14 protein-coding genes and 4 tRNA genes are annotated in these 15,346 nt (G+C 63.4%); 6 read left to right on the top strand and 12 right to left on the bottom strand.

Going from position 1 to position 15,346, the window contains the following annotated elements:
• Nucleotides 1–40 precede the first annotated feature (40 nt).
• The 8 genes from cysN to murJ all read right to left on the bottom strand — a co-directional run bounded on the left by cysN (nucleotide 41) and on the right by murJ (nucleotide 5,585).
• Entirely contained in the window at nucleotides 41–1,477 is a 1,437-nt protein-coding gene (cysN, locus tag PQU89_RS13735; RefSeq protein ID WP_272766322.1) for a sulfate adenylyltransferase subunit CysN, read from the bottom strand.
• 84 nt (nucleotides 1,478–1,561) lie between these two features.
• On the bottom strand, nucleotides 1,562–2,488 hold the full coding sequence (gene cysD, locus PQU89_RS13730) for a sulfate adenylyltransferase subunit CysD (RefSeq protein WP_272766321.1): 927 nt from the start codon (nucleotides 2,486–2,488) through the stop codon (nucleotides 1,562–1,564).
• A gap of 211 nt (nucleotides 2,489–2,699) precedes the next feature.
• Nucleotides 2,700–2,774: transfer RNA gene (locus PQU89_RS13725), tRNA-Glu, on the bottom strand.
• 9 nt (nucleotides 2,775–2,783) lie between these two features.
• A tRNA-Arg gene (locus tag PQU89_RS13720) sits at nucleotides 2,784–2,860 on the bottom strand.
• A gap of 4 nt (nucleotides 2,861–2,864) precedes the next feature.
• A tRNA-Glu gene (locus PQU89_RS13715) sits at nucleotides 2,865–2,939 on the bottom strand.
• Between the two features lie 7 nt (nucleotides 2,940–2,946).
• Nucleotides 2,947–3,023, bottom strand: a tRNA-Arg gene (locus PQU89_RS13710).
• A gap of 117 nt (nucleotides 3,024–3,140) precedes the next feature.
• Nucleotides 3,141–3,980: an NADPH-dependent 7-cyano-7-deazaguanine reductase QueF gene (gene queF, locus PQU89_RS13705; protein WP_502654465.1), complete on the bottom strand. Its 840-nt coding sequence runs from the start codon at nucleotides 3,978–3,980 to the stop codon at nucleotides 3,141–3,143.
• A gap of 69 nt (nucleotides 3,981–4,049) precedes the next feature.
• Nucleotides 4,050–5,585 (bottom strand): murein biosynthesis integral membrane protein MurJ, encoded by a 1,536-nt coding sequence (gene murJ, locus PQU89_RS13700; RefSeq protein ID WP_272766319.1) that lies wholly within the window; start codon nucleotides 5,583–5,585, stop codon nucleotides 4,050–4,052.
• Between the two features lie 128 nt (nucleotides 5,586–5,713).
• Here murJ and rpsT point away from each other — a divergent pair, with 128 nt between their 5' ends.
• Both rpsT and PQU89_RS13690 read left to right on the top strand, forming a co-directional pair.
• Entirely contained in the window at nucleotides 5,714–5,980 is a 267-nt protein-coding gene (gene rpsT, locus PQU89_RS13695) for a 30S ribosomal protein S20 (RefSeq protein ID WP_047967825.1), read from the top strand.
• A 101-nt stretch (nucleotides 5,981–6,081) separates the two neighbouring features.
• Nucleotides 6,082–7,182: a phospholipase A gene (locus tag PQU89_RS13690; RefSeq protein WP_272766318.1), complete on the top strand. Its 1,101-nt coding sequence runs from the start codon at nucleotides 6,082–6,084 to the stop codon at nucleotides 7,180–7,182.
• 70 nt (nucleotides 7,183–7,252) lie between these two features.
• Here the strand turns inward: PQU89_RS13690 and PQU89_RS13685 are convergent, their stop codons facing one another.
• Genes PQU89_RS13685 through fabI form a run of 3 tightly spaced genes read right to left on the bottom strand, consistent with a single transcriptional unit; the run spans nucleotide 7,253 to nucleotide 10,128 of the window.
• A complete protein-coding gene (locus tag PQU89_RS13685; protein WP_272766317.1) occupies nucleotides 7,253–8,416 on the bottom strand; it encodes an acetate/propionate family kinase in 1,164 nt (387 codons plus the stop codon).
• 3 nt (nucleotides 8,417–8,419) lie between these two features.
• Nucleotides 8,420–9,340 carry a bifunctional enoyl-CoA hydratase/phosphate acetyltransferase gene (locus PQU89_RS13680; RefSeq protein WP_272766316.1) on the bottom strand — a complete coding sequence of 307 codons (921 nt, stop codon included), beginning with the start codon at nucleotides 9,338–9,340 and terminating at the stop codon, nucleotides 8,420–8,422.
• A gap of 11 nt (nucleotides 9,341–9,351) precedes the next feature.
• Nucleotides 9,352–10,128: an enoyl-ACP reductase FabI gene (fabI, locus tag PQU89_RS13675; RefSeq protein WP_272758138.1), complete on the bottom strand. Its 777-nt coding sequence runs from the start codon at nucleotides 10,126–10,128 to the stop codon at nucleotides 9,352–9,354.
• Between the two features lie 250 nt (nucleotides 10,129–10,378).
• Here fabI and PQU89_RS13670 point away from each other — a divergent pair, with 250 nt between their 5' ends.
• From PQU89_RS13670 to aspS, 3 genes are all read left to right on the top strand, one after another.
• Nucleotides 10,379–10,615, top strand: a complete 237-nt coding sequence (locus PQU89_RS13670) for an FmdB family zinc ribbon protein (RefSeq protein WP_272766315.1) — start codon at nucleotides 10,379–10,381, stop codon at nucleotides 10,613–10,615.
• Nucleotides 10,616–10,622: 7 nt separating this feature from the next.
• A complete protein-coding gene (locus tag PQU89_RS13665) occupies nucleotides 10,623–11,258 on the top strand; it encodes a DUF502 domain-containing protein (protein WP_272766314.1) in 636 nt (211 codons plus the stop codon).
• Nucleotides 11,259–11,356: 98 nt separating this feature from the next.
• A complete protein-coding gene (gene aspS / locus PQU89_RS13660) occupies nucleotides 11,357–13,159 on the top strand; it encodes an aspartate--tRNA ligase (RefSeq protein WP_272766313.1) in 1,803 nt (600 codons plus the stop codon).
• A gap of 69 nt (nucleotides 13,160–13,228) precedes the next feature.
• Here the strand turns inward: aspS and PQU89_RS13655 are convergent, their stop codons facing one another.
• Nucleotides 13,229–14,440: a SpoIIE family protein phosphatase gene (locus PQU89_RS13655; RefSeq protein WP_272766312.1), complete on the bottom strand. Its 1,212-nt coding sequence runs from the start codon at nucleotides 14,438–14,440 to the stop codon at nucleotides 13,229–13,231.
• A gap of 285 nt (nucleotides 14,441–14,725) precedes the next feature.
• On the opposite strand from PQU89_RS13655, the gene PQU89_RS13650 reads away from it, so the two are divergent.
• Nucleotides 14,726–15,340 carry a peroxiredoxin gene (locus PQU89_RS13650; protein WP_272766311.1) on the top strand — a complete coding sequence of 205 codons (615 nt, stop codon included), beginning with the start codon at nucleotides 14,726–14,728 and terminating at the stop codon, nucleotides 15,338–15,340.
• Nucleotides 15,341–15,346 lie beyond the last annotated feature (6 nt).

Here is a 15,346-nt window from a genome sequence, read left to right as displayed (position 1 = left end):
GCCGCAGGGCTGGTCGTTGTGGGCTGGCGCAGCAGCAGGATTAACCGAACAGCTTGCTGACGTCCTTGGCCTCCCAGTGCGGGAAGTGCTTGCGCACCAGCGCGTTGAACTCGATCTCGAACGCGCGCAGGCGGGCGAGGTCGCTCTGGTCCTGGCTGGCGCTGTCCACCGCTACCGCGCTGCGGATCATGCCGGCACCAGCGGTGCCGTTGGACAGGCGGTCGATGACGATGAAGCTGCCGGTGGCGCGGCAGTCTTTATAGGTATCGAATACCACCGGGGCGGTGAACACGATGCGCACCAGCGCGATCTCGTTCAGCTGCAGCTTTTCCGCTTCGAAGGCGTCCAGCGTGTTGACGTCCACGCGGTGCACGATGCGCTCGACGCGGCCGGTGACGTTCTTGCCGGCCAGCTTGAAGCCGTAGTCCTTGCCCACCACCAGCGGGTTTTCGTCCATCCACACCAGGTGGGCCTCGATCGCCTGGCTGACCGTCGGTGCCGTCTCGTCGGCGCGCACGATCATGTCGCCGCGCGAGATGTCGATCTCGTCGGCCAGCGTCAGGGTAATGGCCTGGCCGCTGCGTGCCACGTCGAGGTTGCCCTCGTACACTACCACGTGTTCCACCGTGCTCTGTTTGCCGGACGGTAGCGCGACGATGCGGTCGCCGGGGCGGATCTCGCCGCTGGCCACGGTGCCGCAGAAACCGCGGAAGTCCAGATTCGGGCGGTTGACGTACTGTACCGGCAGGCGGAAGGCGTTCTGCGCCACGTCGTGGTCGATCTCGACGCTGTCGAGGATGCCCATCAGCGTCTGGCCGTCGTACCACGGCGTGCGCTCGCTGGCCGTGACCACGTTGTCGCCGCGCAGCGCCGAGATCGGCACGAAGCGGATGTCGGCGATGTCGAGGTTGGCCGCAAAGGCGAGGTATTCGTCGCGGATGCGCTTGAACACCGCCTCGTCGAAGTCGAGCAGGTCCATCTTGTTGATGGCCACCACCACGTGCTTGATGCCCAACAGGCTGACGATGTAGCTGTGACGGCGGGTCTGGGTCTGCACGCCGTAGCGGGCGTCGATCAGGATCACCGCCAGGTTGCAGGTCGAGGCGCCGGTGGCCATGTTGCGGGTGTACTGCTCGTGGCCGGGGCAGTCGGCGATGATGAACTTGCGGCGGTCGGTGCTGAAGTAGCGGTAGGCGACATCGATGGTGATGCCCTGCTCGCGCTCGGCCTGCAGGCCGTCGACCAGCAGCGCGAGGTCGATCTCTTCGTCAGTGGTGTTGTACTTTTTCGAGTCACGCTGGATCGCCGCCAGCTGGTCTTCGAAGATCAGCTTGGAGTCGTGCAGCAGGCGGCCGATCAGCGTCGATTTGCCGTCGTCGACGTTGCCGCAGGTGATGAAGCGCAGCAGGTCCTTGTTTTCGTGTTGCTTCAGGTACGCCAGGATGTCGCTGGCGATCAGGTCGGATTGGTGTGCCATGAGCGTCGTGCCTTGCATCAGCAAGGTTGGCCGCATGCGGCCAACCTTTGAACATTCGGTAGGGGAAAGAAAAGGCGTTACGGCTTAGAAATAGCCTTCCATCTTCTTCTTCTCCATCGAGCCGGAGGAGTCGTGATCGATCACACGCCCCTGGCGTTCGGAGGTCTTGGTCAGCAGCATTTCCTGGATCACTTCCGCCAGCGTGGTGGCTTCCGACTCCACCGCCCCGGTCAGCGGATAACAGCCCAGGGTGCGGAAGCGGACCTTCTTGGTCTCGATCTTCGCCTTTTCCTCGTCGCTGAGGTACTGCAGGATGCGTTCGTCGTCGATCATGATCAGCGTGCCGTCACGCTCGATCACCTTGCGCTCGGCGGCAAAGTACAGCGGCACGATCTCGATGTTCTCGAGGAAGATGTACTGCCAGATGTCCAGCTCGGTCCAGTTCGACAGCGGGAACACGCGGATCGACTCGCCCTTGTTGATCTTGGCGTTGTAGATGTTCCACAGCTCCGGGCGCTGGCTTTTCGGGTCCCAGCGGTGGTTCTTGTCGCGGAAGGAGTACACCCGCTCCTTGGCGCGCGATTTTTCCTCGTCGCGGCGGGCGCCACCGAAGGCGGCGTCGAACTTGTACTTGTTCAGCGCCTGTTTCAGGCCTTCGGTCTTCATCACGTCGGTGTGCTTGGCACTGCCGGCGGTGAACGGGTTGATGCCGGCGTCGACGCCTTCCTGGTTGACGTGGACGATCAGGTCCCAGCCGTATTCCTTCGCTTGCTTGTCGCGCAGCGCGATCATGTCCTGGAATTTCCAGGTGGTATCCACGTGCATCAGCGGGAAGGGCGGGCGGCCGGGGGCAAAGGCCTTTTGTGCCAAATGCAGCATCACCGCCGAATCCTTGCCGATGGAGTACAGCATCACCGGGTTATCAAACTCGGCGGCGACTTCACGGATGATGTGGATGGACTCGGCTTCAAGTTGCTTGAGGTGAGTCAGCCTCTCCTGACTGATATTCATCTTTGCGCTCAATTCTCTGGCTGTTGGCATCGTCGGCAGCATCTCTGCCGTGCCGGGGATTCCGACAGTTGAACTGTACCGGAGCGCGGACGCGGCCAGAAAGACTGATTTTATATATCAATATGCGATAGCGAGAGCAAAAACAATGGCAAGGCGGGAATATCGATGCGGAAACAAAAACACCACCCTAAGGTGGTGTTTTGCTTGATGCTGGCGTCCCCACGGGGAATCGAACCCCGGCCGCCGCCGTGAAAGGGCAGTGTTCTAACCGCTAAACTATAGGGACTGAATTGTGTGGTGCACCCGGAGCGATTCGAACGCCCGACCCTTTGGTTCGTAGCCAAATACTCTATCCAACTGAGCTACGGGTGCAACTTGGCGTCCCCACGGGGAATCGAACCCCGGCCGCCGCCGTGAAAGGGCAGTGTTCTAACCGCTAAACTATAGGGACGCTGTGGTGGTGCACCCGGAGCGATTCGAACGCCCGACCCTTTGGTTCGTAGCCAAATACTCTATCCAACTGAGCTACGGGTGCACTGTTCTCGTTTGCTGTTGCTTGCGAGAGACGCGAACTATACGGATGCCGCCGCCGCCTGTCAAGCCGCTGGCGGCAATTTCTTTTGCCGGCCGTGCCTTGCGCGGCGGCAATGTGTCATTGCCGTGCGGTACGGGTGTTGTCCGGTGCCACGGCGGCCGGGTCGTTGCTGCGCCACGGGTTGATGTCCAGCCCGCCGCGGCGAGTGTAGCGTGCGTACACCGTCAGCCGGCTCGGCGCGCAGGTGCGCAACACGTCGACGAAGATGCGCTCCACGCACTGTTCGTGGAACTCGTTGTGCTGGCGGAAGCCGATCAGGTAGCGCAGCAGCGTCTCGCGGTCGATCTGCGGGCCAGTGTAGCTGATCTGCACGCTGCCCCAGTCCGGCTGGCCGGTGACCAGGCAGTTGGATTTCAGCAGCTGCGAAGTGAGCGTTTCGCTGACCACGTTGGCCGCATCCGCCTTGAGCGCCTCCGGGCACGGCGCGTAGTTGTCCACTTCAATGTCCAGCTCGTCGATGCTCTCGCCGGCCAGCTCCACGATCCGTTCGTGGTCGAAGTCGGCGGGGGAGAGCAGGCTGACCTGCACCTTGCCGCCGGCGGCGTTGGACAGGTCCAGCTCCAGCTGCGCGGCCACCTGCTGCCAGCTGGCGATGCGGGTCTGGTTGTAGCTGTTGAGGTACAACTTGAACGACTTGGATTCGATCAGCCGCGGGCTGTCGGCCGGGATGCGGAAGGTGGCGATCGCCACCTGCGGCTTGCCGCGGACGTTCAGCCACGACACTTCGTAGCCGGTCCACAGGTCGACGCCGGCAAACGGCAGCGCGCCTTCGGCAACGCCGATCTCGTCGCGCTTTTGCTGGCGCGCGATCGGGAACAGCAGGCTGGCGTCGTACTGGTCCTGGTAGTCGACCTTCTTGCCCAGTGGCGAGAATTCGGGGGTGTAGCTCGGGTTCATCATGGTCTTCCTCGGCTTGCGGCCAACCTTGGGGCGGCAAGGGATTGATGTTTATATAGTCGCGAGCCGTCAGCTTTCGCGGCGCATGAACTGGCGCGGGCGCATGCCCAGCGCCAGCAGGGTGGCGAAGTAGGCGACGGCACCGGCGATGACCAGCAGCAGCAGCCACGCCGCGCGTTGCCAAGCGTGGCCGTGCCAGTCGATCGGCAGGACCTGCTGCAGCGCCAGCAGCGTTGCGGCCATCATCAGTACCGCCAGCAGCAGCTTGCCGAGGAAGCCGCCCCAGCCGCTTTGCGGCCGGTAGATGCCGTGCCGTTTCAGCTGGTGATAAAGCAGCGCGGCGTTGAGGCAGGCACCGAGGCCGATCGACAGCGCGAGGCCGGCGTGGCGGAACGGGCCGATGAAGGCCAGGTTCATCAGCTGGGTGGCGGTCAGCGTCACCAGCGCGATCTTGACCGGGGTCTTGATGTTCTGCCGCGCGTAGAAGCCGGGCGCCAGCACCTTGACCAGGATCAGCCCCAGCAGGCCGATGGCGTAGGCGATCAGCGCCTGCTGCGTCATCAGCGCATCATGGGCGTTGAACTTGCCGTACATGAACAGGGTGGCGATCAGCGGCTGCGACAACAGGGCGAGGCCGACGGTGGACGGAATTGCCAGCAGCAGCGACAGGCGGATGCCCCAGTCCAGCAGGCGGCTGAATTCCTCGCCGCTGTCGCGCGCCGCATGCTTGGACAGCGACGGCAGCAGGATGGTGCCCAGCGCCACGCCGAGGATGCCGGTCGGGAACTCCATCAGCCGGTCGGCGTAGTACATCCACGACACGCTGCCCGACACCAGGAAGGAGGCAAAGATGGTGTTGATCACCAGCGAGATCTGCGCGATCGACACGCCGAAGATCGCCGGCCCCATCTGCCGCACCACGCGCCACACCGCGGCGTCCTTCAGGTCCAGGCGCGGCCACGGCAGCATGTCCAGCTTTTTCAGGTGCGGCAGCTGGTACAGCAGTTGCGCGATGCCGCCGATGAATACCGCCCACGCCAGCACCAGCACCGGCGGGTCGAAGTAGGGCGTCAGCAGCAGCGAGCACAGGATGAAGGACACGTTCAGCAGCGTCGGCGTGAATGCCGGCACCGAGAAGCGGTTCCAGGTATTCAGCACGCTGCTGGCCAGCGACGACAGCGAGATGAACAGGATATAAGGAAAGGTGATGCGCAGCAGGTCGCTGGTCAGCGCCATCTTGTCCGGATCATGGGCAAAGCCGGGCGCCGATATCCAGATGATGGCGGGGGCGGCCAGCATGCCCAGCGCGGTGACGACCAGCAACACCAGGCTCAGGGTGCCGCTGATGTGCGACAGGAAGCGGCGGGTGGCGTCCTCGCCCTGCTGTTCCTTGTATTCCGCCAGCACCGGCACGAAGGCCTGCGAGAAGGCACCCTCGGCAAAAATGCGGCGCAGCAGATTGGGCAGCTTGAAGGCGACAAAGAAGGCGTCGGTGGCCATGCCTGCGCCGAAAACACGCGCGATGATGGCATCGCGCACGAAGCCGAGCACACGCGAAACCAGGGTCATGCTGCTGACTTTTGCCAGTGCTTTGAGTAAATTCATGCTTTACCGAACGGGTTGATAACGCTTTTATCGAGGGTCGTAGTTTACGCGGGAGGTATTGTTGTTGCAAAACGTGATCTTAGGCCTTAAAATCTGCCGTTTCAGATTCAGCTCATCAGGAGAATTCCATGGCTAATAGCGCACAAGCTCGCAAGCGTGCACGCCAGGCCCTTAAGCAGCGCGCGCACAACGCAAGCCTGCGTACGGCCTTCCGTACCGCCGTTAAGAAAGTGATCAAAGCAATCGAAGCCGGCGACAAGGCAGTAGCAAACACTGTGTTCCTCGCTTCCGTTAAAGTGATTGATCGTCTAGCTGACAAAGGCGTGTACCACAAGAACAAGGCTGCTCGCCATAAGAGCCGTCTGTCTGCTCACATCAAGGCCATGGCTGCCTGATCCGAGTTTGACGCAAGAATACGCAAAGGCTCCGCAAACGCGGAGCCTTTTGTGTTTTTGCGTGGTCTACCGTGCTTTGTTCCTGAATTGCGGGTGAGTCGATGAAGTTGTTGCCGCCAGTCCTGTTGCTGCTAGCCAGTCAAGTCCATGCCGATGAGGCGCTGTCACCGTTCAAGCACTGCCGCGGCATCCTGGTGGATGCCGAGCGCCTGGCCTGCTTCGACGCACTGCTGCCGCCGGCACCGTTGCTGCTGCCATCGGAGCTGTCGGTCGCGCCGGCACCAACGGCAGAGGCGACAACGTTGGCCGCAAACGAGTTGCCGCAACTGGCCGCCGCGCCGGTGGCGGACGATGCCGCCACGCCGCCGCTCGCGCCGCGCTTCTCCGCCTCGGGGCTGGCCCGGCAGTGGGATCTGGACGAGGACAACAAGCTGGGCACCTTCGTGCTGCGCGCGCACCAGCCGACCTACATCCTGCCGCTGTGGCAGCTGTTCTCGCCCAATTCGCAGCCGTCGTCGCCGACGCAGGAGCCGGTGCGCCTGTTCGGCACCAAGCTCAGCAATGTCGAAACCAAGTACCAGCTGTCGTTCAAGAGCAAGCTGTGGCAGAACGTGCTCGGCACGCCGGCCGACCTGTGGTTTGGCTACACCCAGCAGTCGCACTGGCAGATGTACAACAAGGGGCAGTCGTCACCGTTCCGCGAGACCGACTACGAGCCGGAAGTGATGCTGACCACGCCGCTGCCTGCGCACTGGACGTGGCAGGGCTGGCGCTTGCGCATGGCCGGTGTCGGCGTGGTGCACCAGTCCAACGGTCAGACCGATCCGCTGTCGCGCAGCTGGAACCGGGTCTATGTCATGGCCGGCGCGGAAAAGGGCAACCTCAGCCTGACCGGGCGCTGGTGGTACCGGCTGCCGGAGTCCGACACCACGGACGACAATCCCGACATCACCAAATACATGGGACGCGGCGACGTGCAGGCGGTATACCGCTGGAACGATCACACCCTCGGCGGCCGCGTGCGCTACAACCCGCTGCACGGCAAGGGCGCGCTGCAGCTGGACTGGACCTTCCCGGTGGCGGGGCGGCTGCGCGGTTATGTGCAGGGCTTTTCCGGTTACGGTGAAAGCCTGCTCGACTACAACCACCATTCGCGTGGGCTCGGTATCGGCCTGATGCTGACCGACTGGCTGGCCAACTGAGGCCACAGGCAAGAAAAAGCGGCGGGCGGCGGAGTGATCCGCCGCCCGCCGCTTTTATCTTGGTGCCGGATTACAGCTGTACGTCGCCGCTGAGCAGCGCGGCGGCCTCGCGCGCCATTTCGCCTTCCTCGTCGGTGGCGATGACATAGGCGTGGCGCGTGCTGTGCGGGGTGGTGATGCGTTGCGAGCGGGCAAGGTTGGCCGCAAGGTCGACCTCGAAGCCGAGCCAGGACAGCTGCTTCAGGATGCGGGCGCGGATCTCCGGCGAGCGCTCGCCGATGCCGGCGGTGAACACCACCGCGTCCAGTCCCTTCATCGCGGTGGCCAGCGACGCCACTTCGCGCGCGGCACGGTAGCAGAACAGCTCGATGGCCTCCTTCGCCGCCGGCTCCTTGCTGGCCAGCAGCTCGCGCATGTCGGCAGACAGACCGGACACGCCGAGCAGGCCGCTGTGCTTGTACAGCTCCTGCCGCACCTGTGCGATGTCCATGCCTTCGTGTTCTAGCCAGTACAGCACCACTTCCGGATCGAGGTTGCCGGGACGGGTGCCCATCATCAGGCCGTCGGCCGCGGAAAAGCCCATGCTGGAGGCGATGCTGCGGCCGTCGTGGATGGCGCAGGCGCTGGCGCCGCTGCCGAGATGGCAGACCACCACGCGCTGGCTGGCCAGCGCCATGTCGCCCAGCCGTCGCGCGATGGAAGCGTAGGACAGACCGTGGAAGCCGTAGCGGCGGATGCCCTGCTCATGCCAGTGGCGGGCGATGCCGAAGCGGGTGGCGACCTCGGGTTGGCCGCAATGGAAGGCGGTGTCGAAGCAGGCGATCTGGGTCAGCCTGCTGTCCAGCCGCGCAAAGGCACTCATCACGCCAAGGCTGGCCGGCTGGTGCAGCGGTGCCAGCGGGATCAGCTCCGCCAGGTGGTCGACCACTTCCGGGGTCAGCACCACCGGGCTGGTGTAGCGGTCACCGCCATGCACCACACGGTGCGCTACCGCCACCGCTTCCAGCCCCCTGTCGGCGAGGACGTTGAGCACCGCCGCCACCGCTTCGTCGCGGCCGCTGCCGGCCAGGGTCACCCGCGTCTGGCGACCGCCGTAGTCCAGCTCCAGGCTGGCGCCGGCGGCACCGAAACGGTCGACGAGGCCGCGTGCCAGCAGTTGCACGCCATCCGGCTGGTAGGCACGGAATTTCAGCGTGGCGGAACCGGCATTGATGGCGATGAGAGCCTTGCCCATTACTTATCCTTTTTTGTAGGCGGCAAAGACGTTGGCCACCGCCGCCGAGGCCAGCCGTCCGGCCGCATCATCGGCACGGCTGGTCAGCACGATCGGCACCCGGGCGCCCATCACGATGCCGGCACTGGCGGCGGCTGCCAGATAGGTCAGCTGCTTGGCCAGCATATTGCCTGATTCCAGGTCCGGCACCAACAGGATGTCCGGCTCGCCGGCCACCGACGACTCGATGCCCTTGGTGTCGGCCGCCGCGTGCGAGATGGCGTTGTCGAAGGCCAGCGGGCCGTCGAGCAGCGCGCCGCGGATCTGGCCGCGATCGGCCATCTTGCACAGTGCCGCCGCGTCCAGCGTGGCGCGCATTGCCGGATTGATGGTTTCCACCGCCGCCAGGATCGCCACCTTCGGCTGCGCCACGCCGAGGGCGTGGGTCAGGTCGATGGCGTTCTGGCAGATGTCGCGCTTGGTCATCAGGTCCGGCTCGATGTTGATGGCGGCGTCAGTGATGAACAGGTAGCGCGGGTAGCTTTCCACCTTCATCACGAACACGTGGCTGATGCGGCGGTCGGTACGGATGCCCTTGTTGCGGTCCAGCACCGCGCTCATGAACTCGTCGGTGTGCAGGCTGCCCTTCATCAGGCTGTCGGCACGGCCGTCACGCACCAGCGCCACCGCGCGCTCGGCGGCGGCGTGGCTGTGCTCGGCGTCGATCACCTCGAAGCGGGCGAGGTCGATGTCCATGCCGGCGGCCAGCTTGGCCAGCTTGGCGCGCGGGGCGATCAGAATCGGAGTGGCGATGCCGTGGTCGGCGGCCTCGACCGCACCCAGCAGCGCTTCCGGGCTGCAGGGGTGGGCCACCGCCATCGGCTGCGGGCCGTTGGCGGTGGCCTGGCTGATGATGTCGCTAAAGGCGTGTGCGTCGCGGATCATGATGTCGGTCCTCAGGCCATGATGTTGAAGCCACCATCGACATAGGTGACCTCGCCGGTCAGTGCGCGGGCGGCGTCGGAGGCGAGGAAGGCGCAGGTGTTGCCGACGTCCTCGATGTCCACCAGCCGGTTTTGCGGTGCGCGGGCGATGGCGTCGTCGATCAGCTGGTCGAAGTGGGCGATGCCGCTGGCGGCGCGGGTCTTCAGCGGTCCCGGCGAGATGGTGTGCACACGGATGCCTTTCGGGCCCAGCTCGTGCGCCATGTAGCGGGTGGTGCTTTCCAGTGCCGCCTTCACCGGCCCCATGATGTTGTAGTTCTCGACCACCTTGTCGGCGCCGTGATAGCTCATGGTGATCAGCGCGCCGCCGTTCTTCATCAGCGGCTCGGCCAGGCGCGCCATCTCGATGAAGGAGTAGCACGATACGCGCATCGCCTGCAGGAAACCGTCGCGCGAGCAGTCGGTGACACGGCCGTGCAGGTCGTCCATCGGGCAGAAGGCGATGGAGTGCACCACGAAGTCGATCTGGCCCCAGGTTTCGCCGATCGCGGCGAATACCTGTTCCAGCTGGCCGTCAGCCTGTACGTCCAGCGGCAGGATCAGCGGTGCGGCCAAGCCTTCAGCCAGCGGACGCACGAATTTTTCCGCCTTCTCGTTGAGGTAGGTGATGGCGACTTCGGCGCCCTGTTCCCGCATGATCTTGGCGCAACCGTAGGCAATGCTGTGTTCGTTGGCGATACCGACAATCAGGCCGCGTTTGCCGGCGAGGGGCAGGTGGGATGGGCTCATTGATCAACTCCTGTAGGTAAGTATGGATGACGCTGCCGGCACAGCATCGCGCAGGCGTGTTGCAATGCAGTGAAGCGAGCGTTTTCTATTGTTCTATCAGTCGGATATAATCATCCGTTTACTTGGCGAGCTACTTGATCGCCAACGGTTGTGACCCCATTATCATGCAGGGTTTAATTGCAGCAAGCTTTGATGCACTGCAATATCTGATCGCATTATGTCATCGTCTTTGTTTGTGGAGTGCTAAAACATGCCGATTTACGAATACCGTTGTGATGCCTGTGGCGTGCAGAACGAACATCTGCAGAAGATGAGCGATGCGGCGCTGACCGATTGCCCGTCCTGCGGCAGCCAGAGTTACAGCAAGGTACTGACTGCGGCCGGCTTCCAGCTCAAGGGCAGCGGCTGGTACGTTACCGATTTCAAGAACAGTGGCAGCGGTCCGGCTCGCGGTAGCGGCGGTTGCGGAAGTGGCGGATGTGCCTGAGATACCGATGAAACATATCAAAATGACGTTGCGCGGCTACCTGATCGCCGGTTTGCTGATCTGGCTGCCGATTGCCATCACGCTGTGGGTGCTGAACCTGATCATCGGCACCCTGGACCAGACCGTGAACGTGCTGCCGCAGGGCTGGCGCCCGGAAAGCCTGTTCGGCTTCGACATCCCCGGCCTCGGCGTGGTGCTGGCGTTCGCGGTGCTGCTGGGCACCGGCTTCATGGCGGCCAACGTGCTCGGCCAGCGCCTGCTCGACCTGTGGGAGCTGGTGCTGACGCGCACGCCGGTGGTGAAAACCATCTACAACAGCGTGAAGCAGGTCAGCGACACCCTGCTGTCCGACTCCGGCCAGGCCTTCCGCAAGGCGCTGCTGGTGCGCTTCCCGCACCAGAACACGTGGACCATCGCCTTCCAGACCGGCGCCCCTTCCGGCGAGGTGAAGCAGCAGCTGGGCGAGGATGACTTCATCAGCGTCTACGTGCCGACCACGCCGAACCCGACCTCCGGCTACTTCATCATCGTGCCGAAGCAGGACACGCGCGAACTGGACATGTCGGTGGACGCGGCACTGAAATACGTCATTTCCATGGGCGTTGTCGCGCCCAGTGCCCCCGATAGTGAAAAACGCAAGTAAAATGCGTTATTGAATGAACTCCGCAGAGGCCGGTCGTCCCGCCTCTGCCTTTGTTTTTATTAAAAGAATCTTCGAATTTAAGGCTAAAAGGCTTCTGCATGAGAACCGACTACTGCGGCTTGATTGATAAAAAATTCCTCGGCCAGACCGTTACGGTCAAGGGCTGGGCTCATCGTCGTCGTGACCACGGCGGCGTGATCTTCATCGACCTGCGCGACCGTGAAGGCCTGGTGCAGGTGGTGATCGATCCGGACACCCCGGACGCATTCCAGACCGCCGACAGCACCCGTAACGAATTCGTGCTGGCCATTACCGGCATCGTGCGCGAGCGTCCGGCCGGCACCGCCAACAGCAAGATGATCTCCGGCGAGATCGAAATCCTGGCGAAAAACATCGAGATACTGAACAGCGCGGCGACCCCGCCGTTCCAGATCGACGACGAAAACCTGTCCGAGAACGTGCGCCTGACCAACCGTGTCATCGACCTGCGCCGTCCGGCGATGCAGAAGAACCTGCGCCTGCGTTACCGCGTGGCGATGGGTGTGCGTAACCACCTGGACAAACAGGGCTTCATCGACATCGAAACGCCGATGCTGACCCGTTCCACCCCGGAAGGCGCCCGCGACTACCTGGTGCCGTCGCGCGTGCATCCGGGCGAATTCTTCGCGCTGCCGCAATCGCCACAGCTGTTCAAGCAGCTGCTGATGGTGGCCGGCTTCGACCGTTACTACCAGATCACCAAGTGCTTCCGTGACGAAGACCTGCGTGCCGACCGCCAGCCGGAATTCACCCAGATCGATATCGAGACCTCGTTCCTGAACGAGGACGAGATCATGGACATCACCGAAACCATGACGCAGGAGATCTTCCGCGACGTGATGGGCGTGGAGCTGGGCAAGTTCCCGCGCATGGCCTACAACGACGCGATGTTCTACTACGGTTCCGACAAGCCGGACATGCGCGTGAGCCTGAAATTCACCGAACTGACCGATCTGATGAAGACCGAAGAGTTCAAGGTGTTCCGTGGTGCCGCCGACATGGCCAATGGCCGCGTGGTCGCCCTGCGTGTGCCGGGTGGTGCCGCACTGTCGCGCAAGGACATCGACGACTACACCCAGTTCGTCGGCATCTACGGCGCCAAGGGTCTGGCCTACATCAAGGTCAACGACAAGAGCAAGATCACCAACGACGAAAGCAGCGGCCTGCAGTCGCCTATCGTCAAGTTCCTGTCGGTTAACGCGCTGAACGAAATCATGGCGCGTACCGGTGCCGACAACGGCGACATCATCTTCTTCGGCGCCGACAAGGCCAAGGTGGTGAACGAGGCGATCGGCGCGCTGCGCATCAAGATCGGCCACGAGCGTGGCGAAGCCGGCGGCTATTTCGTCAAGGAGTGGCGTCCGCTGTGGGTGGTGGACTTCCCGATGTTCGAGCACGACGAAGAAGCCGATCGCTGGACCGCCTGCCACCATCCGTTCACCAGCCCGAAACCGGGCCACGAAGACCTGATGGACACCGATCCGGGTGCCTGCATCGCGCGTGCCTACGACATGGTGTTGAACGGCTGGGAAATCGGCGGCGGTTCGGTGCGTATCCACCGTGCCGACGTGCAGGAGAAGGTGTTCGGCGCGCTGAAGATCAGCCCGGAAGAACAGCAGAACAAGTTCGGTTTCCTGCTCGACAACCTGAAGTTCGGCGCGCCGCCACACGGTGGCCTGGCCTTCGGTCTGGACCGTCTGGTGACGCTGATGTGCGGCGCCGAGTCGATCCGCGACGTGATCGCGTTCCCGAAAACGCAGCGTGCGCAGTGTCTGCTGACCAGCGCCCCGAACGCGGTGGACGAGAAGCAGCTGAAGGAACTGAACTTGCGCCTGCGCCAGAAGGCCGAGCCGGCCGCCTAAGGTTGGCCGCAAGGCAGCAACAGCAAACGGGAGCCGCGGCTCCCGTTTTTTCATGCGCAGCGCGGGTGCTTACGCCTGTACCGGGGGCTGCACGCCAGCGGCGGCCTCCTGGTCGGCGGGCGGTACCGGTTGATGCCGGCAGCCGATCACCACCAGCGAGGCGTCGTCCAGGTGCGGCTGCTGCTGCAGGTGCTGCTGCAACGCCGCGGCGATCCGCGTCGCGGTGTCGTGCCCCTGTGCCGCGCGTGCTGCCTGCAGCACGCCGTCCTCGCCAAACTGCTGCTGCGCCGCGTTGCGTGCCTCGGTGACGCCGTCGGAGCAGACGATGATCTCGCCGTCATGCAGCCAGTGGTATTGCTCTTGTTGCTGCTCGAACGCCTCCGGCGGCAGCGTGCCCAGCGGCGGGTGGGCGGAGCGGAAGGTCTTCTCCAGTTCGCCATGCCGGTTGAGGAAGCTGCAGCAGGGAATGCCGCCGTTCCATACCGTGATGCGCCGGCTGCGGTAATCGACGGCGAGCAGTGCGGCGGCGACGAAGTGGCCGGTGGGCAGGGTCTGGTACAGCTTGCGGTTGATCGACTCGGCGATCTGGCCGATACCGAAGCCGCGCCGGGTCATGGCGTGAAAGGTGTCGATCGCCGGCAGGCAGCAGATGGCCGCCACCAGCCCGTGGCCGGTGCTGTCGGCCAGCATCACGTGGTCGGTGCCGGACGGCGAGCGCGCGATGCAGATCACGTCGCCGCTGAGGTGTACCGCCGACTTCAGCCAGCTCTGGATATTGTGCTGCTGCGCATTGGCGGCGGTGTTGAAGCGCTCCAGCACGTGCTGCGCCAGGCCGTGTTCCTGCTGGGTGGTGGCGTAGTACTGCTCCAGCAGGCGGTTGCTGTCGCTAAGGCGCGCCTGCATGTCGATGACGCGCAGCAGGCTGCTGATCTTGGCCGACAGCAGCGGCAGGTTGACCGGCTTGGTCAGGTAGTCGTCGCCGCCGGCCTCCAGCCCGTGCAGGTAGTCGGCGTCTTCGTTCATCGCCGACAGAAACACGATCGGGATCCAGTGCCCGGCCAGCTGCTGGCGAATGTGGCGGGTGGCGCTGAAGCCGTCCATCACCGGCATCAGGATGTCCATCAGGATCATGTCCGGCATGCTGGCGGCACAGTACTCCACCGCCTCCAGCCCGTTGCTGGCGGTAACCGGCAGGTGTCCCAGCTCGCGGATGAAGCGTGCCAGCATGGTGCGATGCAGGCTGACGTCGTCTACCGCCAGTATGGTCAGCTGTTTGCTCATGGTCATCCCGCGCTGGGTGGTTGAAAGGGGCAGGGCGCCAGCGGCCGCTCCTGTCGTATTTTAATCCAGATTGCGGCCAACGTTATCTGCTTTGCATGGCCGGTCGACACATGGCGGGCGACGGCGCAGTGTGCGAGTACACTGGCGGCCTGGTGATTGCCCGCCTTAATGGTGGCAATTTGGATATTCAATTGGCAGCTGGCGCCGCCACTGATTTATAAACGTGCCAGTTTGCGGATCACCGTTCGCAGGATTCACACATAACCGAACTCCAAGGAGAATCACATGGCCGTACTTGTAGGCAAACAGGCACCGTTCTTTGCAGGCGAAAAAACCTTCTCCGCCGTACTGGGCGATGGTCAGATTGTTGACAACTATTCCTTCCGCCAGGCGACTGAAGGCAAATACGCCGTGGTGTTCTTCTACCCGCTGGACTTCACCTTCGTGTGCCCGTCCGAGCTGATCGCGTTTGACCACCGTCTGGCCGAGTTCAAGGCCCGCAACGTGGAAGTGATCGGCGTGTCCATCGACAGCCAGTTCTCGCACGCCGCATGGCGCAACACCCCGGTGGAAAAAGGCGGTATCGGCCCGGTTGGCTACACCTTGGTCGCCGACATCCAGCACGAGCTGTGCCAGGCGTTCGACGTGGAAGCCGACGGCGGCGTGGCTTTCCGTGGTTCCTTCCTGATCGACAAGTCCGGCGTGGTACAGCACCAGGTGGTCAACAACCTGCCGCTGGGCCGCGACGTGGACGAGATGCTGCGCATGGTCGACGCGCTGCAGTTCACCGAAGAACACGGTGAAGTGTGCCCGGCCGGCTGGAACAAGGGCAAGAAGGGCATGAAGCCGTCCGCCGAAGGCGTGGCTTCCTACCTGGCGGAAAACGCCGCCGCGCTGTAATCAGCG

The sequence above is a fragment of the Vogesella indigofera genome (assembly GCF_028548395.1).
Classification (GTDB): Bacteria; Pseudomonadota; Gammaproteobacteria; order Burkholderiales; family Chromobacteriaceae; genus Vogesella; species Vogesella indigofera_A.
This window is presented reverse-complemented; position numbering and strand designations above follow the sequence as displayed.